This window comes from Streptomyces sp. 7N604 (assembly GCF_052245475.1).
Classification (GTDB): Bacteria; Actinomycetota; Actinomycetes; order Streptomycetales; family Streptomycetaceae; genus Streptomyces.
In genome coordinates, this window is the sequence record NZ_JBQQBX010000005.1 from 50,235 (window position 1) to 72,029 (window position 21,795).

Genomic DNA, 21,795 nt, shown 5'->3' on the forward strand with positions numbered 1-21,795 from the left:
GCCTGGGCACTGAAAACCTCTGGCTCGGTGGGCCGCACGTCCCGCACGATGAAGGCGGTCGGGTCACCGATGTCCTGGGCGTGAGAGTGAAGCACGGATGTAGCGATCTCGGGGCGTGCCCTGACCAATGCCCAGGCGGAAGCCACCGCTGCGTGGGCCGACGCGAACTGCGGTACCTGGAGAAGAAGCATGCGGAGCTCCTTCACTCCCAGGCGGCCGACGCCCGCCCGAACAGCCGCCTCTGCCGCCAGCTCGGCAGGCAACAGGCGATCGGCGCACGCCTTTTCCAGCAGCCGGGAGAAGACCTGAGGCTCCAACGTCCCGAGGTCTACGCGTGAGCCGGAGGACGCACGCGGCACGCGGGCCGACTGGGTTGGAGGGGGAGTCGCCATCATGAACCTTCGGGGAGACCAGGGCATCATCGTGCGAACCGACGCATTTCGCGTTCAGTAACAGAGCGTGACAAAGAGCCCGTGAGTTGGCCTGCGACACGGTGCGTTGATCCCTCTGGAGTACCCGGACGTGTTCACAGGCGCGTACCTCGTTGACGAGGCAGTAGTGGCGTATGTCCTGCCACGATATGGCAGATGGTCCCAGCCACTGCCTGACCACTGCCTGAAGAGCTCTCTTTAGAGACCATCTCATTTGGCAAATCTGCGATAGCAGATGAGGGTGCAGGCGATGCTGGTGAAGGCCAGGAAATGGATGGCCTTGCGTTCGTAGCGGCGGTGCAGGCGTCGGCATCCGGCGAGCCAGGCCATCGTGCGTTCGATGGTCCAGCGGTGGCGTCCAAGCCGTTTGGAGGACTCGATGCCCTTGCGCGCGATGCGGTGACGGATGCCGCGGCTGCGTAACCATCGCCGCAGGTGGTCGTAGTCGTAGCCTTTGTCGCCGTGGAGCTTGGCCGGCCTTCGTCGACGCGGACCGCGGCGGGAGCGGATGGGCGGGATGCCGCGTACGAGCGGCTCAAGTGCCTGGCTATCGTGGAGGTTCGCCCCGGAGATCCCTATGGAGATGGGCAGTCCGGTCCGCTCGGTGATCAAGTGGATCTTCGAGCCTTTCTTGCCTCGATCCACAGGATTCGGACCCGTCAGATCCCCCCTTTCAGGGCACGCATGTTCACCGAGCGATCGCACACCGCGACCAGTCCAGCTCACCTCGCGATCCGAGCTCGTCCAGGATCAGGCGGTGCAGCTTCGCCCACACCCGGGCCCTGGACCACTCCATGAACCGGCGGTGAGCCGTGGCTCCGGACGGGCCGAACACCGGCGGGACCTGCGCCCACGTGCAGCCTGTGCTGGCCACGAAGATGATCGCGGCCAGCACTTCACGGTCTCCGTACCGGCGTCGGCCGCCACCCTGCGGCCGAGTCGGCGCCTCCGGCACCACCCGCTGGAACAACTCCCACAGCCCATCCGGGACCAGACGCTCGACCATCAGCACTCAGCCAGACTACCGAAACCGCCAAATGAGATGACCTCTTAGTGCGCCAGGGCTGAAATCGGCTGGCTGAGTGAATCTCACATGAGTGGTGAATCGCAGGTCCTAGGGCAGTCGTTGACGGAGCATGGCGAAAGCTCTCGCTCCCCCCGCCGCCCTCTTCACCAAGGGCATTCCCAGCCGACTCCACATGCCGGCACAGATGGCTGCCGACATCGCACAACTCCTCGAACTCGGCAAGACCGCCTTCGAACCGTCCGACGGCATGCGGGCTGACGACCTGGCAGGAACGCTGCGTCGGCTCCTGCGTCCTCGCTGTGGCTATGGCTACCGCTACAAGAGGTACGACGGCTGCCCGATCGAGGTGAGCACGCCCGGTGAGCCCTGCGCAGAGCACACCGAATGGCCTTCGCCGGATGGCGCCGATCCGGACCCCGATCGCTGCCCGGGAACGCCTCTGCACGGGAAGGGAACGGTCACCTGGGTAGCAGAAGGCACGACGGTACGCCTGTTCGGTGCTGAAACGCAGACGGAGACCTCGGGAGCCATCCTCGCCATGCGATGCCCCTATCCACGGCGCTCGGACGGATCGCCCTGCGCCCTGCACGCTCCGCGACCGGAAGACCGATGCGGCTGGGCCGACTCCGTCGATGCGGAGCCATGCGCGGAGATCACCGCACTGTACGGCTGCCCCACCCACTACTTCGAGAGGTTGGCCAGGGAGACCAAGAAGATCAGGCTCTCGGTCCCCTGCACATACTGCGGAGCGGAGCAGGGACGCTCATGCACGGGACGAACCGAGTCGTACAACGACCACGTCCATGCTGTCCGAAAGAAGAGGACTGACCGTCAGGTTGAGGACTTTCGTCGCAGCAGACGGCAGCCGCCGGCGCGGGGGCAGGTCTGGGAACTGGCCTCATCCTCCAGGCAGGCTGACTAACTGAGTGTTTGCCCTGTCCTCGTCAAACAAGGGTGAACTTGCCTCTTCTCTTCGCCGAAGGGGGCCAGCACGGCCACGTGCCGCCCGCCGTCGCCCAGGGCCCACCCGGGCTCCCGTAGCGGCGCGCGCCAGCATCCAGAGAGTCAAGCGCCTCCCGAAGCGACCAGTGCAATGGGATGACCAGAGTGCGGACCCCAGGTCCGCACTCTGGTCGGGCCTACTCGTCCTCGAAGCCGTATTGCTCGAACTTCAAGGTCCGGGCGTTCTCAGTCACCACGCGGACCTTGTCGTCCGGGTACCCGTCTTTGCTGTGCGCCTCGATCTCCAGCCGAATCCGTACTTCTGCTCCGGGAACGGACCGCAGATGCGGCAGGACCTCATCCACGAACTTCGCGAAATCCCGGCCGCTTCGCTCCGCATCAACTGGGTACGAACCGAAGAACCGGACATTGCGGATCGACTGCGGCTCAGGAGCGTCGGGGGACGCTTGCGACGCGGGGGCAGCGTCGGAGTTGCCTTCGCCGGAAGTATTCCTACTCTCGGCAGGCCGCTCACCAGGTGCTCGCTCGACTGATTCCCGCGCTGCCGCGTCTCGGGCCGCCGCAGCGACCGTTTCTCGTTGTCGCTGAGCAGATGCACGCTCTGGCAACACAAGCAGGGTGTCATCGGTCGTCTGGCCGAAGGAGTCCTGCATGGGCAGAGAGAGGTTGAGGTACGTGTCGCTCGATTCGTCGTATGCATCGGCGAGAGCGAAACCCTCCGCTTCCCATGTGATGCCCTCCGACAACACGGACAGCACGCACTGTTCGAGCACGGACTGGTCACGGAGCCGCATCAGGTACGGGTGCTTGCGGTAGTAGCCCCACAGCACTCCGAGGGAGACGTGTCCCGTCTCCCAGACCGGCCGCAGGTGGGAATCTAGATCTCGTCGGAGGTTGGGCGCACCGAAGACTGTCGTGAACAGTCCCTCGCGCACCAGAACCTTGGAAGCCCGCACGGCGAGCCGATCATCGCTTCCCTCGCAGCGGATCGGGCTGAGGACGTACGGCTGGTCGCCCCGGGGCTGCTCGGGAACTATCAGCCAGGTGTACGTCCCTGAGATCCGCAGATCGACCGTCTCGTCAGCCTGGGCACAGCGGCTCTCGGCCAACTTGGCCTGTTGAGCAGTGAGGTTCAGCCCGGATTCGCCGCGTCGCGCGTACGCGTCCTTCCACGCGAGGTAATCGCGTACGGCGTCATCGAGCTCCTGGAGCCGCCGCTCGTCGGGCGCGAGGAACGCCAGCTGGTTCACGTTCATGCGTTGGGCGGAACCACGGTGCTTGAGGCACTTCTCGACGAACTCCAGTGCCTTGGTGCCCTTCTGCCCCTTGCTGTGGAAGTGCTTGGGGTGAAGGAGGACCAGGCGGGCCTCTTCGTGATCCGGTACGTCGCCGGTGCCCTCCGGGGCCGGGTGAACGCGCGCGAAGTCTCCCGAGGGCTGCATCTGGTTCCGGCGCAGTCGATTGGCGATCTCCGCCCTGACTTCCTCAGGGCGGTCTCGCAGAGCCTCCGCATAGTCCTGGACGGCGCGGGTGATGGAAGCCTGGGTGCTGTAGTAGTAGCGCCCGTTCTCCGGGTAGAAGAACGTGGTCCGCTGGCCGAGCAGGTCCAGCGCGGAGCCGAAGTTCCCGATAGTGTCGCCGGGAACGGCTACGCCCAGCCACACGTACTGCCGGTCGATGCCCTTGTGGTCGCTGCGCAGCGTGGGCGCCGAACCGAAGAAGACCGTGCGGGCGAGGCGCCGAGTGAGCCGTCGCTGACCGAAGGTGGTGCGCTCTTCGTCGATTCGAACGGGTATGGAGCCTTCACCGTCGACATCGGTAGAGATGATGACCTTCCACTCGTCGTCGAGATACTGGTTGAGCTCACTGACGACCTTCGGGTCCTGAAGCGGGATTGACCCGGGCATGATGAGCGGACCAGGGTCGTTCGCTTCCCACAGTGTGTGGACGACGGTGCTCATCATGCGAAGCACGCCGCGAGTGCGCTGGAACCGCTCCAGGGTCGACCAGTCTTTGTAGAGCCGGTCGAAGAGCTCGGGATGTATCGGGTAGGCGGCCTTGATCCGGTCCTCATAGGCCGGCTCGGAACATTCGCGGGAGAATTCGCCGTGCTTGGAGCGATAGAAGTCGACGAACTGACGGGCTACAGCTGCGATTTCAGCCTTGCCGTCCGCATCGGTCTCCTCGAAGAGTCGTCGGCGGACGATCTCGAAGGACTCGCGGGCAGTGGCCGGCTGCCAGTGGTCGGCCACCCGGCGGACAACATTCTGCAGCCGCTTGAGGGCCGCTTGGCCGTGGAGGCCGCCCGTCTCCAGGTCATTGCTGCCGGTGGAATCGGCGTCGCTGCCGTCAGCCTTCTCGGAGGCCGGAATGGAGACAACCAGCAGCGCGCCAGGCACGGCCTTGACGGCTTCGGTCAGGGTCTGAGCGAACGTGAACTGACTGTCGAAGGTGCCGGCGGGTAGGTCATCCTTGCCGTACAACTCTCGGGCGTAGGCTACCCATTCGTCGATGAGGATGAGGCAGGGGCTGTATTCAGCGATTAGCTCCTGCAGAGCTCGGCCGGGGTTGGTGCCAGCGTCGTCATCCTCTGCGATCCGGTCGTACGCATCCCGCCCGCCGAGCTGCCAGGCCAGTTCCCCCCAAAGGGTGTTGACGTGGGTGCCGTCGTCCTTGGTGCTGCCTTTCGCCGCTCTGATCCGGTTTCCGACGAGAGTGACCCGCTTCACCTCCCCTACGGAATCCCAGGCGACCCCGGTTTCAGCGATCAAGTCATGTAGCTCCTGGGGGAATTCGGCGAGCGGGGTGTCGGATGCCAGGTGGTACAACGCCAGCATCGAGTGGGTCTTACCGCCACCGAAGTTGGTCTGGAGATTGATGACAGGACTGGCATTGGAGTCGCCGGAGAGTCGGTGAGCCGCCCGGGTGAGCAAGTCGCACAGACCCTCGGTGAGGTAGGTGCGCTCGAAGAACCGGACAGGGTGGGTGTACTCTTCACCGCCCTCGTTACGAGTCACACCGTCGAGATCGGCAGCAAACTCTGCGGATGCGTAGCGGCCGGACGCCACATCGCGGTGGGGGCGGATGACCTCGCGCCACGGCTTGATGCTCTGGCCCCTGACCACTCCGGGAACGCCGACTGCTGAGCGGGCCGACTCCCTGACTGCCTCGCGCGTCTCTGTCTCGTACATCGCTCGCAGGAGATTCTGCTTCTCTTTGCGAGCAGCGGCTGCCCCATCGATGTCGCCGGCGGACGTCAGCAGCCGCTCGATCAGGTCGAGAACGTGGGCAGCATCCTCGTGGCTGTACCGCTCGTTGTGCGCCCACTTGTTTCGGTGTTCTCGCAGGAGGGAGGCGATGGACTGCTCACCCCGGGAGAGCCTGTCCTTGAATCCGGCCCGCCACTCCTCCGTGATCACCTTCAGCAGCACAGCCGGGTCAGACTTCGAATAGACCCGCCTTGTTCTGAACCTAGTGGCGTCGCGGGCTTCAAGAACCCTGATCCAGTCCCCTCCATTGGATACCGAAGCCGTCATCACCTCATCGACGAAGGGCTCCAGCCCCCGCCCCAGCAGTTCGAACCCGCGACCGACGCGGTCCCGGTTACTGATCGCCATCGCTTGTCCTCGTCCCCATCTTTATCGTTCCCCTGATGGTTCAATCGTGATATACGGCCGCATGATGCTGCGGTCGAAGCGGCGGCTATTCCTCGTCAAACGTGAACCCGTCCTGGATGGGCTTCGGCGTTGAGATGGCTTGCTTGCGCGCGGCGGCCGTAAGGTCGGACCAGGATTGGCCAAGGCCGTTGAAGAGGATCGCATCCTGGGCGAGGCCGCGCTTCTCGCAGATGGCGAAGAGCAGGTAAGCCAACTCTTGCGCAACGTCCATGTCGACGCGAAGACGTGCCGCGGCCATCAGGCGCGCTGCGGCCTCGCCTCCGTCTTGATCCAGAGCTTTGGCCAGGTGTAGAACGACTTGCCAGAGGCTGATCCGCTCTTGACTTTCCGGATGCCAGTCTTGGGGCAGCTCGGAGAACGGCAGCAGCCTCGCTTTTCCTTCGTGAGCCAAGAACACTCCGCCGCGCCTGACACCTTCGACAGAAGTGTTCCGACCTCGCGCGAGGTTGTCAGCATCACCGAAAGAACCCTCGGTCCAGCCGAAGTTCTTTAACCACTGCACGCAAAACCGGGTATCCGCGTCGAAGTCGCCTTCCTGCTCGGAAAGGACTTCGTCCAGGATCTGATTGATGAGCGTTAGGGCAGTGCGCACGCTCATCGGCTTGCCGTCGGGCTCCAGGACCTGAGCATATCGGGAGAAGACCGCCATGCCGGGGCCGATCGTCGCCTGCGCAAGGTCAACAGGGGCGATGGCCCCTTGCTGCAACTCGTTGAGCTTCGTGGGCATCTCATCCTTGAGTGCCGCAAGGAAGGCACGGCGGGTAATTGTTTCTGCGTTCTCAGGGCGGGGGCGACAGGCCAGCACAATAGAAGAGGCAAGCGCATTGCTGTCTATATTACGCATCCGGTTGCCCATCTCGGTGCGCATGGGCCATGTTCCCGTCACCGCCCAGCCGGATCGAAGCATACCCTGCAACAGCGTTTCCCAGCCTGTCGAAGCTTGTCCCTCAGCGTCCGTCTCTGACTGCTTGAATGCATAGAAGACCGCAGCAGGGAATGAGAGCATCGAGTCTTTGCGAATATTGGAAAAGGTGCGCTCAAATCCCGATCTAAAAAACTCCTCGGCCTCACGCCTGCCGCCACTGCGAAATGGATCCGCCACCAATTCGGCCGATTTCGGGGTAAGCATGGTGCTAAGCAAGTCTGGCAAATCAAAGGCCAGAGACCTTCGGAGCCATATGTAGAAGAAATCAGAGAGTTCAGCATATCCGACGTTGTCGTAATATGGAGGATCGGTCGTGACAAGTAGAGAGGCGTAACTTCGGTGTGATGCGTCGCCCTGGCTCACTATTCCCGGATTCCCACGACCTAGCCGGCTGACAGACAGAGACGCTGAAGTGATGGACTTATCCAATCCGCCGGAGGCGTCAACAAATGGATTGGCTTCTGAAAAGTCCCATACCATTGAGACGGCTTGGCGTGCGAATACGTTACGTGTGCCCTCAGTCTTCGTGCTGCTGTCCCACCCGCAAATCGATGCAAAACGGTCGGCAGCTTTGCTAACGATGAGTGCCAGATAGGTAGCGACGCTGCCTGCGTATGCTTCGGCTCCAGCGCCACGTCTTGCGAGTGGGGTGCCACTAGACAGGCCAGCGTTCGTCGCGTCAACCAGCACACGGTCTCGAGCTTCCTTCACGAGATCGCTGAGCGTGCTCAGAGCTGTGAGCTGGCGATGAGTGAAAAGGTCTGCGTGGTGCGTCATGCCGTAGCCTTGAACGCGGAAGCCCAGCGCTGCTTTTGGAAGTTCCGTGTCAGGAATATTGTCAGGACGCGGAAGCTTTGCGGCTTGCTCGTGCTCCTCGTTGGGCGGGAGGTAGATCCGGCGGCGCGGGCCTTCTGCGGCGATGGCCATCAACTGCTGACCGATGCGACCTGCCTTGCCGTTCTCGCGCACGTACGCGAGCGGCACGGTATCACCGCAGCCGATGCAAACCGCACCCGTACGCCGGACTGTGCCGTCCGTTTCCTTCTTTGGGGCCTGCTTCACGTCGTGGCCGATTGTAAAGACGACGCTCCCATCGTCCACTCTTGCCACGACGTACGCTTCCTTGCCCTGTTTCTTGCCAAGCCACCAAGATTTGACCAGCGGCATCTGGATTCCGCACGCTGGGTTCGGACACTTGACCGTCCGGGCCCAGATCCAGGCGATGACATTGGCTTCGCTGCCGTCCTCAAGCTTGGCCTTCGGATATAGGTGGCCTATCCGCATCTCGGCTTCGTGATGCATCCACTTGCCGTAGCGGCGTATGTCCTCGGCGAGCCCGGTAGCGTTCGGCCACATCCCCTCGGCGTGCCTGTCCTGGCTGAGCTTCTCGTTCGCCGCTCCAGGGAAGACCGGCGGCTGGCCGGCCCACCTAGGTGGGATCTCGATCAAGGCTTTGTTGATGAGTACCGGTACTGGGTTGAGGTCCGAAGCATGTGCCTCCAAGCCCAGTCGCTGGGCTTCCAAGGGGATGGAGCCGCCACCTGCGAAGGGGTCGAGGATGGGGGGTGGACTACCGTCTGTGGACTTGAGGATCTCTTCGTGGGCCTCGCGGAGCAGAGCCTCGTCTGTCGTGTTCTCCCACGCCACCAGGCGTTCGATAAGTTGGAACAGCCGCTTCCGTTCTGCGGCGACCGCATCCTGCGTCGGGAACTTGTCGGGGTGGGAGGAGGGGTCGTCGACTAGCTGGGCGAAGAGCACCGCGCGGCATGCGGCGAGGGGGCGGCGAGCCCACCACAGGTGGAGCGTCGAGGGGTGCCCGTACCGGATGGACTTCTCCCGTGCCGATTCGCGGTTGATCGCTTCCAGTGGCAGCGCAACCTCGATCAGCTTGCGTTTGGGGGTGGTCGTCATGCGGGGCGCACTCTCCAGGCCAGGTGGGTGCTCCAGGGCGACTGGAACCGTCGGATGAGATGATTGTTTGGCCTCTAGTATGGCGCGTCTCACTGACGTTCGCTCAACTTCCCTGGCGCGGGGCTGACTTGGCACCACCTACCGGTCAGTGTGGAGAGCTTCCCTGCCTCCAGATCCGTGTCCAGTGGAAGACGAACTTGGTCACGTTGAAGTCATCCGTGTTGGTCTCACGGAAGGGCTCGGTCAGATACCGCACCTGGTCGTACTCGGGTCCCTCGGGGGAGACCGACACCAGAGCCAGGCGGTACCGATCGCCGACGTTCTTGGCGTGGAGCACCTCGTTACGAGTAATGGTGAAGTCCTGCGCTCCGGCGACTCGGCCCTTGACCTCCAGATGCAGGAGGTCGTCTCCGTCTGCCGTCCACGACCGGATGTCGAAGCCCTTGTTGTTCGGGGGCATCTCCTCGGGCCTGCGGCCGAGACGCCGCTCGGTGTCGATCACTGCCGTGATCGCGCGGCGTTCGATCGTCGCCACGTCTCGCACAGCGGCAGTGACTTCCGCGGACTCGGGACGCCGACCCAGCAGGCGGTCGACGAGCCCCTGGGGCAGGATCAGTGCCCCGCCCGCCATGCGCGGCGGACGCGGCAGGAGCCGCTCGTCGAGATCCAGTTCGCGCAGCCGTCGGTCCAGCCGTTCCTCCAGGTCGCTCGCGCGGCGCAGTGCGGTCTCGGGACGCAATCTCAGCTTGCGTCCCTGGTTCTGTGCGTCGAGGAGCTCGAGGTGGCGGGCGTACCAGAAGTCGATCTCCTGGGTAAGTCGCTGCCGTACCTGTTCGCGAGTGCGCCGCACCTCCGGGACGATCCGGTCCCGGACGGACCGCAGATGTTCGTGGACCGCGTGGTCGGCGGCCCAGGCGACGGCGGTCTCCTCCAGACCGTCCGCCAGCCACGGCTGCGCGGCGAATCGGGCGGCTTCCTGTGCCACGGGATCCGCTTCCTCCTCCGTCGGAGGGTCGTAGTCCAGATAGGGCGCAGGACCGGCCGCGATCGCCAAGCCGTCCGAAGTGAGCTCGACGAAGTCGAAGCGTTTGCTGACGACTCTCGGCTGTGGACGTCCGTCGGTGACTTCCTGGGTGAGAGCGACCAGCAGCCGGGGGGTCTGGCTGGGATCGCCGCGGTCGATCAGGACGCTTCCGTCATGGAGCACGGCGGCGTGGCGCTCGATCGTGACATCGACAACCGCGTCCATGAGCGGGTGCCCGGGCGCCAGCAGTGCCGCCTGGGTCGTGCCTCGTCCGCGTATGAGCTCGCGGTCGAAGACGACCCGCACGTAGCGGCGAAGCACCGGGGCCGCGAGACCGCCACGCCGGGAACGATTTAGCAGTGAAGCTGGGACGTGCGTGACTTCGAACCGGCCTGCTTCCCGTCTCGACAGCCGCCCGCCGAGTTCAGTGAAGGCAGCGCGAAAGAATGCTTCGACGTAGTGAGGCTGGAGCCGCCTGGCTTGGGCTTCTTCCAGCCGCAGCCGGGTCTCGGCCACCTCCGTTTCGCCTAGGAGGTCGCTGTGAAGGGCCCGCTCGGCCAGCAGCTCGTCGAGCCCCTCGCCAACTGTGTGATCGATGATCTGGTCCAGACGGGCGCGGACCTCGGGCCGATCACCGTAGCGGACGGCATCGATCAGCAACCGGTGCAGTGGCTGCTCCTCGAAGGCTTCGCCCAGAACGTCGAAGACCTGGCCGCGATAGGCACGGCGCTGGTGCTCGATCTTGTCGAGGAGACGCTGGAAGACGGCGCCCTCGCGGGTATCGGTGGCGACAAGGTTCCACAAATGGCAGACCTCGGTCTGACCAATACGGTGGATGCGGCCGAAGCGTTGCTCGATCCGGTTGGGATTCCAAGGCAGGTCGTAGTTGACCATGAGGTGAGCGCGCTGCAGATTGAGGCCCTCGCCTGCTGCGTCGGTAGCCACGAGGACGCGCACATAGCGCTCCTGGGTAAACAGCTCCTGGATGCGGCGGCGCTCGTCGCGCCGTACACCGCCATGGATCAGCTGGACTGCTTCGCTCATGCCGAGCAGGCTTCGGATGCGCTCAACGAGATAGTTGAGGGTGTCCCGGTGCTCCGTAAAGATGATGATCTTGCGTGGGTTGCCGTCATGGTCACGGATCTCGTCCCGGTCCTGCAGCAAGGTGCGCAGCTCGCTCCACTTGCGGTCGGTGCCGGAGAGGCGGACCCGGGTGGACAGCTGGACGAGCTCGCTGAGCTGGTTGATCTCCACTGTGAGTTCGGCGGCAGTCCGCGCCGCAGTGGCTGCATCCAGAACCTCTTCCTCCAGCTCTTCGAGTTCGCCGCTGTCCAGGTCGTCGAGCCGGTCCTGCCAATCGTCGTCGCCACCGTTCAGGGTGATCATGCGGCGGCTGTGCTCGAGGCCCTCGGCTCGGTCGCGGCTGGACGGACCCGCCAGCATTTCCCGGTGGCGTCGGATCAGGCGTTCGCGACGCCGCTCGAGCGAGCGGAGAATCGCCTCGGGGCTGGAGGCTAAGCGGCGCTGGAGCACCGTGAGGGCGAAGCCGACAGTGTTCCCTCGTCGGCCATCGCCGGCCGCCCGCAGCCTGTCGGCTCTGTTCATCTCGTTGCGGACGTACCGCGTGACTGCCTCATACAGCTCGTGCTCGGCGGGCGACAGCTCGTACGGCACGGTGTAGGCGCGGCGCTCAGGGAAGAGCGGTTTGCCCTCGAAGGTGAGCAGGTCCTCCTTGACCATGCGGCGCATGAGCCCGCCCGTGTCGAGCGTGTGGACACCCTCGCGGTACTTGCCTTCGAACCGGTCCGAGTCGAGCAGGGCGAGGAAGATTTGGAAGTCGTCCTCTTTCCCAGCGTGCGGGGTCGCCGTCATCAAGAGGAAATGGCGAGCGATGCGGCCCAGAAGCTGACCGAGCTGGTAACGACGAGTTGTCTTGAGCTCGTTGCCGAACCAACGAGCGGACATCCGGTGGGCCTCGTCCACCACGACCAGATCCCAGTCCGTGTCCTGGAGCTGCTCCAGGAGCTCTTCCGACCGGGACAGCTGGTCCATCCGGGCAATCAGCCTGGGGTGGTGCTCGAATACGCTGCTGTCCGGAGAGGAGTCGACCAGGGAACGGGTGAGCAGCTCGAACCGCAAACCGAACTTCTCTAGCAGTTCGTCCTGCCACTGCTCGACCAGTGAACCTGGTGCCACGATCAGGCAACGCTCCAGGTCACCTCGTAACAGCAGTTCCTTGAGATACAGCCCCGCCATGATGGTCTTGCCTGCACCAGGGTCGTCGGCCAGGAGGAAACGCAGTGGGGTGCGCGGCAGGAGCTCCTCGTACACGGCGCGGATCTGGTGTGGTAACGCCTCAAGGTCTGATGTGGTGACGGCCAGCATCGGATCGAAGAGTCCTGCCATGCGGAGCCGCAGGGCCTCCGCCGCCAGACGGAAGGCGGTAGCGTCACCGGTGAAGTCGCTGCGGGCAGATGGCTCGTGCAAGGTGAGGCTCGCCTCGTGTTCCCGATAAAGAAAAACGCTGCCAAAGCCGCCGGAGTCATCCCGATACACGATCTCCATGGCGCTGCTGCCACGCCAGTCGGCACGTACCACCGTGACGGGCCCGGCTGCAGTTAGGCCGCCGATCCGTGTGCCTGGAGTCAGCTCCTCAAGCCGTACCCCGACCGGGTAGACACCGGGAGCAGCGGGATGTCTTCTGCCGTCGCCGACTCCCCCGATGGGCATACCGCCTCCCTGCCATGGACGTGCCGTGATCAACACTAGTCTCTGCGGAGTCGACGCGGCGGCCTGCTGCACGAATGTGCGCAGCGACCCTTCAGTCCGTGATCTCTTCGACAGTGCAGCTCTGGACGCGCACGAGGTGCCAGCGGTTCCCGGCACGCTCCAGGTCTCCCTGGACCAGCACTTCCTGCCCCTCCAGGTGCGCTCGGCCCACACGTTCGTAGTCCGGTGCGGTCAGTTCTACATGGACCCTCATCGCCCGGCTGGCTGGTTCATCCTCTGGGCGGCCCAAAAGGATCACCGAGCCCGGCCCGGTGGTCGGAACGCGCTCCATCTTGGTAACGAAGCCCCGCACGGACACCCCTTGCCGGCCGAAACGGTCGCGGAGGTATTCCGCACCGAGCTGTAGCTGTTCGATGAGCCCTGGCGGGAACTGGAGGATCCCCAGAGGGCGGTCCACCGGCAAGTTGTTTGCCCATGCGGCCCGTAGCTCGAAGGGGACTTTCCCGTGTGAGGAGAGCTCGGCGAGCGCCTCGCAGACGTTCGCGGACAGGCCGTGTTCGGCGTGCTCGGCGAAGGATGAAAGATCACCCGCGTTGAGGGCCGCGTGCTCGGCTGCGCTGTGCGCGGCGGCAGCGCCGTCGTAGAAGGCTGTCGAGACTCGTCGGGCCAGGGGGATTCCGCCATAGCGGCCCTGCGCGTCGAGTGGCAGCTGCTCCGGGACCCCGACGTTCAACGGAATCTCGGCGGTCAGGATGTAGCTGCCAGGCTGGGCCAGACCCAGTAGAACCCGGCGGCTGAGGAATTCGTACACCTGGTTCGGTTTGCGACCCGGCTCTACTGGACGCGGCTGGTGGTTCTCGAGCCATGTGGTGGCACGGTACGTGGCGCTGACGAAGAGATCTCGGAGACTAGCCACCGCGCGGCTGCCTTCGGAGAGCCAGACAGTGCCGGGAGCGAGCCCCTCGGGGAGAAGACGTACATAGTGCACATCAGTTTGGACAAGCCTGATGTCGCGGAGGATGGCTGATGACTCTCGGTCCTCAACGATGGCCAAGTTGTCGAATAGGTACCGCAGTTGCCGTACGTAGTCAGTGAGACGAGGGTCCTTGGGTAGCAGAACATCCATGAGACCGTCGGCTAGTTGAGTGGCCCACACCTCAGCACGCTGCTGCTCTTCGGCAAGGTACCAGCCCTGCGCGTCCAGGTAACGGCGGAGCAACTCAGGACTCAGGGAGCGAAGCGTCTGCTCTGGTAGCTGCTTCTGTGTCATTGGACTGGCACCCCCTGCCCCTGTCCTCGCAGTCGATCCGCAACAGCGAACATCTGCAGAAGAGCATCCTCGGTCAGAAGGTTCTCACGAGGTACTGACACCGTGACCGGTGAGTCCTCGTGCAGGTCCCGGCGCTGAGGTTGGCCGTGGAGACAGGTCCAATAGGCGGCCCTGGACAGGGCCAGCCGCTCGTCAGACACGTCCATCCAGTCGTCGGCGTCCTTGGGCACCAGGACGACCACCAAGAATGTGGGAAGCGACCAGTCAGAGGCCGGCTTCGCGAGCTCGTTGTAGTACTTACTCTTTAATCCATGGGTGACAGCGGAGTTGCTCACCTTCGCTTTGCGGCTGCACTTCACCTGCACGCCGATCATGGGGTTGACCAGACGGCCGCGCGCTCCAGGATGCCCGACGAAGAAGTCGGTCATGTAGTCGTCTTCATGAAGCTTCTGGGCAGTCAGCCCGGCAGCAGTAACGATGGCCTGGAAGAACATCTCACCGTAGCGGCCCTGCCGAACCTCGCGGTTCAATGCCATCCAGAGTCAGCCCCGCCCCTGCCGTGGTCTTCCTCACCCGCGTTGCGCTCCGCTCGCCGCCACACGAGTGTCGGCCGCCGATGAACGCGGCAGCCATACCCTCACGGTGATCGTAGTAAACGATGCCCGGTGCAGGAAGCCACACTCAGCGACAAGCGCCTGAGCCCCTGATCGAAATCGCGGTCCGGGACTGGGTCATGCAGGCGTCTGGTTCGACGCGGGCGAGCGGGCCGGTTCACAGAAGTGAACGCGAGGGGCCAGCTGCGCTGCGGCGAGAAACCCCTGGCTGCGGGAAGACGTGGAGACCCGGAAGCGGGCTACGGCTTGCCTACTCCGGAGGCCGCCGGGAGACGCGAGCTACGCGCTGTCCGGTTCGGGGGCCACTCCGGTCGTTGTCGACGGCCGGAGGAATCGCGAAGCTGACAGGCGAGTCGGGTGATGCACGCGGTGCGGTCGCCCTCTACGAAGAACTCGGCAACGACTGTCGCGATGACTTTCGGACCGTATGACACTAGTGCTCTAAACGCCTTCGAAGCAGTGGCTCGCTGGATCGCTGCCTCCGTTAGCCCGATCTCACGCGGGCCGGCGACCCATTCGGCAGAGCATCGACACGGGCTGACTTCCTGCACGACCAAGGGCGGTTACGCCATCGGCTTCCTATGGCGCAACCGCCCTCTTCTGCGCTCCTGCCCCCACCCTCTGGGGCGTCTGCTCTCATTCCTCGGGCCCAGCAAGTTCGAAGTCGTCCTGGGTCAGCGCGCTACGCAGACGCTGTTCCGCTATGTCGGCGTAATGCTCGGAGAGCTCGATGCCGACGAACTGGCGCCCCTCCCGAAGGGCTGCGACACCAGTGGTCCCGGAGCCTGTGAACGGGTCGAGGACCGTGCCTGCCGGTGGGCAGATCCTGACCAACTCCTGCATCACTTCCACGGGCTTCTGCGTGAGGTGCACCCGGTCCTTCCTCGGCTGGCTCGCCGTGTATAGCCCGGGCAGGTAGACGGGGTTGCGCTTGGCGTCGACCGGCCCCTTGGTCCCCCAGACGATGTACTCGCACGACTGCTTCAGCCGTCCCTTCTGTGGGCGGGAGACCGGCTTGTGCCACGACGCGATCCCTCGCCACGTCCACCCAGCGGCCTGAAGCGCATCGGTTGTGGTCGGGAGCTGCCGCCAGTCGGTGAAGACGAGCGCCGCGCCTGACTCGACGGTCGCCCGATAGGACTCGGTGAGCAGGAGCGTGAGCCAGAAGCCGTACGAGCGCTGATCGCGATTCTCCCCAGGGAAGTTCGCGAGGTCGTGCTCGGCGTTGACAGAGGTGTACTTCGCGCGCGCGGTGCGGCCTGTGCGCTCACTGCTCGTACGGCCACCACTGTTGTACGGCGGGTCGGTGATCACGGCATCGATGCTGTTGTCTGGGATGCCGGCGAGGGCGGTTAGCGCGTCGCCTCGATGCAGGATGTACGGCATTGCGCGGTTCTCTCTTTCCGGAAGGCAGTCCTGCGCAATTCCCTCTAAGGGGAAGCTGCGCACGTCGGCATGAGTCGCTCCGGGAAACTGCGGACGCAGCAGCCTGGGGGGCGAGCAACGCGCTGGAGGTTAACTCCTCTTTCCGGCCGTGCCCAACGAAGCGAGACCCTCTGGCCCGCGGTCCCAACTCCCCGGATGACGGGCCGTTTGGTGCGGCCGGATTGCGTCTCTACAGTCTCGCCATGTTCGCAGGACGGGACCTGGTTCCGCCAAGTTGAGCTGTTCTGATGCGTGTTGCGTCCAAGAGACCGTGCACGCGACGGCACTCCACGAACCGGCCTTCCATTCGGAGAAGGGGAATCCCATGTGGCATGTGAGATTACGAGCGCGGCTGACTGCCGCATTCCAGTAGGGGCCCAGCGACTGGGAGTTAACGGCTCCCAGTCCTGGTTCCCCAGCTCCCTTCGAGATTGCGAATTTTAACGGCGCGGCGCCGTGGCCCTTTCAACGAGAAGGCCGGTGCCGCGCTGCCTATGAGTTAGGAGCTGCAGATGCGGCATGCCCAGGCGCGCCCCTCCCCAGGGCCTGGTTCTCAGACCAGCCTCCCGGCGTTCGGCCCGTGACCGTGAAGAAGGTCGTCGCTGTAGCAGGGGCCGTAGCACTCAGCCCAATGCTGTTGATACCAACGCTCGCCATCGCTCTGGTTGGCGCCAGCAGCGCGCGGGCTACCTGTACCAATGGCGATGCGCACGCTGTGGACACCGCAGCGGTCGCCAGGCGGGTGGAATCGATCCTCAAGGGCGATGGAAAGAGGTCGATGTCCGTTCCGGGGCTGGATGACCCCGAGGAACAGATACCGAACGCCGAGACGATCCAGGCCACCGGCGTCGCGATGAAGGTGCCACGGCGGGGGCAGATCGCTGCCCTTGCCACGGCCCTGCAGGAGTCGGGACTCCGGAATCTAGACTACGGCGACAGGGATTCTCTCGGTCTGTTCCAGCAACGTCCCAGCCAGGGATGGGGGACCGCCGCGCAGGTGCGTGATCCGCGGCGCGCCTCGACGAAGTTCTACGAGCGTCTGCTCAAGGTCTCGGGCTGGGAGTCGATGACCGTGGCGCAGGTCGCGCAGGCGGTCCAGAAGAGTGGCTTCCCCGGCGCCTACGCCAAATGGGAGCCGCTGGCCAAGGCCCTTCAGAATGCCATCGATGAGTCGCGTTCGCAGGATGCGGGTCGTTCCGGCAAGGACGGCGACAAGGGCAGCAAGGACAAGCAGTCGATGACCCCGGGCGCCACCAGGTGTACTGGAGGGACCGCGTCCAAGCTCCGCCCGATTCCTGCAGGCTCCGTTCCAAAGGGCTACAAGATTCCGGCTGATGTTCCCAAGTCGGTTCGCACCGCGATCCGTTGGGGTTTCAAACAGCTCGGCACCCCGTACCAGTGGGGTGGCGAGTGTTCTGATCCGCACGGCCAGGATCCGATGGGCTGGTGCGACTGCTCGTCCCTGATACAGGCGTCGTACAAGGCTGGCGGGGTCTCGATCTCCCAGACCACGTACACGCAGGTCAAGGAGGGCAAGGCGGTCAGCTTCGGTGCCCTCAAGCCGGGCGATCTTCTCTTCACCCGTGGCACGGCCGCCGTGCCGGAACACGTTGGGATGTTCCTCGGCGCAGGGCTGATCCTGCAGGCCCCCGGGACCGGCGACGTGGTCAAGATCTCGACCCTCGCCGACTGGCGGCCGGACATCCTCGCCGCCCGCCGAGTCGTCTGACCGGCTCCTTCTCCCCCTCCCCCTCGCTCCACCCCCTTCGGGTGCCCTCGCACGCCCAAAACCGCAATGGAGTTCCACGTGAAGCTCATGCAGTACGTCCAGTACCTGGCCTACAACCCCGGCGTGACACCGAAAGCCGGCGGGCTCCCCGGCCTCAGCGTCCTGAGGAACGTCATCTCCTCGATCAATCTCTTCGGCATCATCGCCGTGGTCGGTGCCCTGGCCATCTCCGCCCTTGTCTGGGCCTGGGGCCACCACAGCGGCGGCCACCACGCGGAGGCCAACGGCAAGAAGGGCACGGTCGTCGCTGCCGGATGCGCGCTGCTGCTCGGCGCGGCGAACGGCATCGTCGCGTTCTTCAGCGCCATGGGGACGCAGGTCCACTGATGCCGAAGTATTCCGCCATCTCCCAGGAGGGCTCGTATGGAGCACCCTCCTTGGTCCTCCGACGCACCCTGATTGGCGGCATCGTTCTCGCCGTGCTGCTGGCCGTCGCTGGCCTCGTCGCGTATTTGACGCGCCCCGAAAACCCGGTCGAGGCAAAGCCCGCCCCGACTTCACGGTCCGCCCAGGAATCGCCGTCCCCGAAGTCAACGACACGCGAGGGCGATGCAGTCTCGGCACCGCCCAAGACGAGCGATCCGATCGAGTTCGGCAAGGCGGCCACCAAGGTCCTGTGGACGTATGACACCCGCACGTCCTCCCAGGCCGAGCACCTGGCGGGGCTCAAACGGTGGATGACCAGCGAGAAGAAGTACGTCGACTGGAAGTCTGTCACCGACCAGGTTCCCAGCCCGGTGCTGTGGGCGCGGATGCACGACAACCACCAGCGTGCGAGCGCCAAGATCGGTGAGGGCCACTTCCCCCAGGCGTTCAAGGCGGCTCTGGCCGCTGATCCAGGCGGGATCACTGAGGCGTACGTCTACGCGGTCACCGTTACCGGCAAGCAGGCCATCGCCTGGACCGGCTCCGGCGCCGGAGCCGAATCCCGCGCCATCACCCTGGCTGTCAAGTGCCGCCCGAAGCAGCCCTGCGCGCTGGTCGGCGTCGCTCCCCGTGTCAGCCCCTGATGCCCACCACGACAAGGAAGGAGGCGCCTGATGGATGTCTGCACCATCCCGATGATGGACAAGGTCTGCACGGTCGTTGACACCGTCGACTTCGTCAGCGACCCCGGCACGGCCATCACCGACGGCATCGGGGCATGGATCGCGAAATCCGCAGGCGAACTGGCTGCTAGCGCTGCCGATTTGGCGGCCAAAGCGGTCGATGCCACCACCCGGGTAGATCTCAACGCGGGTTGGTTCCGTGACAACTACGAACTGCTGTTGCCCATCGGGCTCATCCTGACGGTTGGCACATTCATCATGCAGCTCATACGCGCCGCTTGGCGCAGGGACGAGCGCGCCCTCGTCCAGGCCGTGTTCGGCACCATGACAGGCGTCTTTTTCGCCTTCAGCGCCATCGCGTTCACCACCGTCGCCCTGACCGTGGTAGACGCGCTGAGCGAGGGGCTGTTCAAAGTCGCGAACAGCTCGGTGGATGACGCGGTCCGCCGCGTGATCAAGGTCAGCCAGTACGGCTCCATGTACGAGCTGGGTTGGATGGTGCCCACCTTCGTGGCCCTCGGGGCCGCGATCGGCGCGTTCCTGTACTGGGCCGTGATGGTGGCCCGCAAGGTCGGCATCCTGATCTTGGTCACGCTCGCGGTGTTCGCGGGGGCCGGCGGCGGTTGGGAAGTCGCCAGGCGCTGGCGACGGGGCTGGATCGAGGCCACCGCCACCCTCGTTGTCAGCAAGCTCCTGATGACGGTCGTGTTCTTGATCGGGATATCCGCGATGGGTAAGTCCGAATCGAGCAGCGGCCTCGCCGCCCTCTCGGACGCCATGGCCGGAATCGTCGTTCTGATCCTCGTCATGCTGTGCCCCTACGCCACGTACAAGTTCGTGCACTGGGCCGCCGACGGCGGAGGCCACGACGACGTACACCGCACCGGCGTCGCGGGCATGGGGGCCATCGCCGGCGCGGCCAAGACCGCGGGCTCGCTTGCGCTGCAAGCAGGGATCGGAGTGCCGGCTCCCCAGGGACCGGCGAAGGTACCGGGCCAGGGTGCGGGCGGTGTCGCCTCCGGCATCGACCCCGCCGGAGGTGCCAGCGCTCCGGCGCCGAAGACGTTCCGCTTCGGCGAGGACCCGAACGCCACGGGCGACAAGGGCCGGGCCCTGATCCAGCGGCCTCCCACGGACGGCGACTGCAGTCAGCCCCTGATCCAGCGTCCCGGGCAGGGCTCCGCATCGGATTCGGAGACTGATTCGGCACCGGTCTCATCCGGGCCGACGCCCCAGGGCGCCTCGGTGTCACCGCCGCGGGTCACGCACATGGACCCCCCTGCGCCACGGCGAGGCGGTCCGTCGCCGGGGAGCGGGCCTTCCCCGCAGGGCGGCACCACACCGCAGCGGTGGGTCTACCGCGAGCCACCGGGTGGATCGGGCTCGTAGCCCGCACCTGACGGGGGCGGGCCGAGGCTGCCCTTGGCCCCCCGCCCCCGTCCTCCTCCTTCTCGTCGCACTAAGGACGGCTTCGCATGCTCTGTGACACCTCTCATTCCGCCGGTCCGGCCACCGTGAAGTTCCCGCACCGCTCACGCCGGGGCGTGCTCGTCGGCCTCTCGGCTCCCCAGCTGATCCTCGTCACCGTTACCGGTCTGCTGCTGCTCGCGGTCCTGCTCACCTCAGGCGTTGCCGGTGCGCTCAAGCTCCTACCGCTGTGGGCCGTCATCCTGGCGGCGGTCTTCATCCGCCACCGAGGACGCTCCCTCGCCGACTGGGCGCCCATCGCCCTGCGGTACGCGTTGCGCCGCTTCCGGGGCCAGCTCATCTGGCTGGCCCGACCCTCCACCCGAACGCGTCGCGAGGGCCTACTCCACCTCCCGGGAACCGCCGCCTCCCTGCGCGTGGTCACCTCCCCGGACGGCCGCTTCGGCGCCGTGCACGACCCGCACAACGGCACCCTTACCTCCGTTGTGAAGGTCTCCTCCCGCGCCTTCGCTCTGCTCGACCAGGACACGCAGAACAGCAACGTCGCAGGCTGGGGGCGCGTCCTCGCCGCCCTCTCGCGCACCGGGCACATCGCCCGCATCCAGGTTCTGGAGCGGACCGTGCCCGACTCAGGCGATGCTCTCAACCGCTACTGGCACGAGCATGGCGATCCGGGGACACACCTCGCCGGTCCGATCTACAGCGACCTCTTGGCCGCCGCCGGTCCTGCCGCCGCCCCGCACGAGGCTTACGTCGCGCTCGCCCTCGATCTCAAGGCCGCCCGCCGCCTGATCAACCAGGCCGGAGGCGGACTCACCGGCGGCTTCGCCGTCCTGGCCCAGCTCACGTCCACCTTCGACCAGTCCGCCCGCAACTCCGGTCTCACACCCAGCGCTTGGCTGACCGCGACCGAGATCGCGGCCGTAATCCGTACCGCGTACGACCCCAAGGCATCCGCCGCCCTGGATCAGTGGTCCTCCTCCGGCCGCCCGCAGGCCGACACCGCTGCCGCCAGCCCCATCGTCCTGGTCGAGAAGCCCGATCGCATCCAGACCGACTCGGCCCACCACGCCACCTTCTGGATCGAGAACTGGCCGCGCATCGAGACCAACCCCGGCTTCCTGCACCAGCTCCTGTTCACCTCCGGAGTGCGCCGCACTCTCTCGCTGACCTACGCGCCCAAGGGGCTGGATGCCGCGCTCAAAGACGTGCAGCGCCGCAAGGCCACCGTGATCGCGGACGCCACCGAGCGGCAGCGTAAGGGCCAAGTCGACTCGGAAGAGGACTCGGTCGAGTACGCCGACATCAAGCAGCGCGAGCGCCAGCTGATCGCCGGGCACGCCGACGTCGCCCTGACCGGCCTGCTCACCGTGAGCGCCGACACCGACGAGCACCTCAACGCCGCCTGCGCCGCGATCGAGGCCGCAGCGGTCGCTGCCCTCGTCGATCTGCGCCTCCTCACCTGGCAGCAGGCCGAAGCCTTCACCAACGCAGCGCTGCCCCTCGCCCGCCCGTAGCGCACACCGCACCAC

At 65.3% G+C, this 21,795-nt stretch carries 13 protein-coding genes and 1 pseudogene; 7 read left to right on the plus strand and 7 right to left on the minus strand.

The window, feature by feature from the left end; genetic code table 11:
- The first annotated feature begins 152 nt into the window (after window positions 1–152).
- A complete protein-coding gene (locus ACTWP8_RS06920) occupies window positions 153–338 on the plus strand; it encodes a hypothetical protein (protein ID WP_443321252.1) in 186 nt (61 codons plus the stop codon).
- Window positions 339–641: 303 nt separating this feature from the next.
- On the opposite strand, the pseudogene ACTWP8_RS06925 reads toward ACTWP8_RS06920, so the two are convergent.
- Window positions 642–1,437 (minus strand): annotated as a pseudogene (locus tag ACTWP8_RS06925) (IS5 family transposase).
- Between the two features lie 205 nt (window positions 1,438–1,642).
- Here ACTWP8_RS06925 and ACTWP8_RS06930 point away from each other — a divergent pair.
- The gene (locus ACTWP8_RS06930; RefSeq protein WP_443321253.1) at window positions 1,643–2,380 is read left to right on the plus strand and encodes a hypothetical protein; all 738 of its coding nucleotides are present in this window, start codon (window positions 1,643–1,645) and stop codon (window positions 2,378–2,380) included.
- A 217-nt stretch (window positions 2,381–2,597) separates the two neighbouring features.
- Here the strand turns inward: ACTWP8_RS06930 and ACTWP8_RS06935 are convergent, their stop codons facing one another.
- The 6 genes from ACTWP8_RS06935 to ACTWP8_RS06960 form a co-directional block, all read right to left on the minus strand.
- Entirely contained in the window at window positions 2,598–6,038 is a 3,441-nt protein-coding gene (locus ACTWP8_RS06935) for a Swt1 family HEPN domain-containing protein (protein ID WP_443321254.1), read from the minus strand.
- Window positions 6,039–6,123: 85 nt separating this feature from the next.
- Entirely contained in the window at window positions 6,124–8,934 is a 2,811-nt protein-coding gene (locus ACTWP8_RS06940) for a DUF1156 domain-containing protein (RefSeq protein ID WP_443321255.1), read from the minus strand.
- A 145-nt stretch (window positions 8,935–9,079) separates the two neighbouring features.
- The gene (locus ACTWP8_RS06945) at window positions 9,080–12,688 is read right to left on the minus strand and encodes a helicase-related protein (RefSeq protein WP_443321256.1); all 3,609 of its coding nucleotides are present in this window, start codon (window positions 12,686–12,688) and stop codon (window positions 9,080–9,082) included.
- Window positions 12,689–12,779: 91 nt separating this feature from the next.
- Complete coding sequence (locus ACTWP8_RS06950) at window positions 12,780–13,958, minus strand: hypothetical protein (protein WP_443321257.1); 1,179 nt, start codon at window positions 13,956–13,958, stop codon at window positions 12,780–12,782.
- A complete protein-coding gene (locus tag ACTWP8_RS06955) occupies window positions 13,955–14,494 on the minus strand; it encodes a DUF4365 domain-containing protein (protein WP_443321258.1) in 540 nt (179 codons plus the stop codon). The genes ACTWP8_RS06950 and ACTWP8_RS06955 overlap by 4 nt, the downstream gene beginning before the upstream one ends.
- A gap of 714 nt (window positions 14,495–15,208) precedes the next feature.
- Entirely contained in the window at window positions 15,209–15,958 is a 750-nt protein-coding gene (locus ACTWP8_RS06960; RefSeq protein WP_443321259.1) for a DNA-methyltransferase, read from the minus strand.
- Between the two features lie 625 nt (window positions 15,959–16,583).
- Here ACTWP8_RS06960 and ACTWP8_RS06965 point away from each other — a divergent pair.
- The 5 genes from ACTWP8_RS06965 to ACTWP8_RS06985 all read left to right on the plus strand — a co-directional run bounded on the left by ACTWP8_RS06965 (window position 16,584) and on the right by ACTWP8_RS06985 (window position 21,780).
- Complete coding sequence (locus ACTWP8_RS06965) at window positions 16,584–17,726, plus strand: C40 family peptidase (RefSeq protein ID WP_443321452.1); 1,143 nt, start codon at window positions 16,584–16,586, stop codon at window positions 17,724–17,726.
- A gap of 87 nt (window positions 17,727–17,813) precedes the next feature.
- Window positions 17,814–18,113, plus strand: coding sequence for a DUF6112 family protein (locus ACTWP8_RS06970; protein ID WP_443321453.1), 300 nt, complete (start codon window positions 17,814–17,816; stop codon window positions 18,111–18,113).
- On the plus strand, window positions 18,113–18,796 hold the full coding sequence (locus ACTWP8_RS06975; RefSeq protein ID WP_443321260.1) for a hypothetical protein: 684 nt from the start codon (window positions 18,113–18,115) through the stop codon (window positions 18,794–18,796). Before ACTWP8_RS06970 ends, ACTWP8_RS06975 begins: the two co-directional genes overlap by 1 nt.
- A gap of 30 nt (window positions 18,797–18,826) precedes the next feature.
- Window positions 18,827–20,224, plus strand: coding sequence for an SCO6881 family protein (locus ACTWP8_RS06980; protein ID WP_443321261.1), 1,398 nt, complete (start codon window positions 18,827–18,829; stop codon window positions 20,222–20,224).
- A gap of 86 nt (window positions 20,225–20,310) precedes the next feature.
- Complete coding sequence (locus tag ACTWP8_RS06985; RefSeq protein ID WP_443321262.1) at window positions 20,311–21,780, plus strand: SCO6880 family protein; 1,470 nt, start codon at window positions 20,311–20,313, stop codon at window positions 21,778–21,780.
- Window positions 21,781–21,795 lie beyond the last annotated feature (15 nt).

Coding starts and splice junctions, on each gene's coding strand:
- ACTWP8_RS06930 (WP_443321253.1), top strand. CDS start 1,643: ATGGCTGCCGACATCGCACAACTCCTCGAACTCGGCAAGACCGCCTTC.
- ACTWP8_RS06935 (WP_443321254.1), bottom strand. CDS start 6,038: ATGGCGATCAGTAACCGGGACCGCGTCGGTCGCGGGTTCGAACTGCTG.
- ACTWP8_RS06940 (WP_443321255.1), bottom strand. CDS start 8,934: ATGACGACCACCCCCAAACGCAAGCTGATCGAGGTTGCGCTGCCACTG.
- ACTWP8_RS06945 (WP_443321256.1), bottom strand. CDS start 12,688: ATGCCCATCGGGGGAGTCGGCGACGGCAGAAGACATCCCGCTGCTCCC.
- ACTWP8_RS06950 (WP_443321257.1), bottom strand. CDS start 13,958: ATGACACAGAAGCAGCTACCAGAGCAGACGCTTCGCTCCCTGAGTCCT.
- ACTWP8_RS06955 (WP_443321258.1), bottom strand. CDS start 14,494: ATGGCATTGAACCGCGAGGTTCGGCAGGGCCGCTACGGTGAGATGTTC.
- ACTWP8_RS06960 (WP_443321259.1), bottom strand. CDS start 15,958: ATGCCGTACATCCTGCATCGAGGCGACGCGCTAACCGCCCTCGCCGGC.
- ACTWP8_RS06970 (WP_443321453.1), top strand. CDS start 17,814: ATGCAGTACGTCCAGTACCTGGCCTACAACCCCGGCGTGACACCGAAA.
- ACTWP8_RS06975 (WP_443321260.1), top strand. CDS start 18,113: ATGCCGAAGTATTCCGCCATCTCCCAGGAGGGCTCGTATGGAGCACCC.
- ACTWP8_RS06980 (WP_443321261.1), top strand. CDS start 18,827: ATGGATGTCTGCACCATCCCGATGATGGACAAGGTCTGCACGGTCGTT.
- ACTWP8_RS06985 (WP_443321262.1), top strand. CDS start 20,311: ATGCTCTGTGACACCTCTCATTCCGCCGGTCCGGCCACCGTGAAGTTC.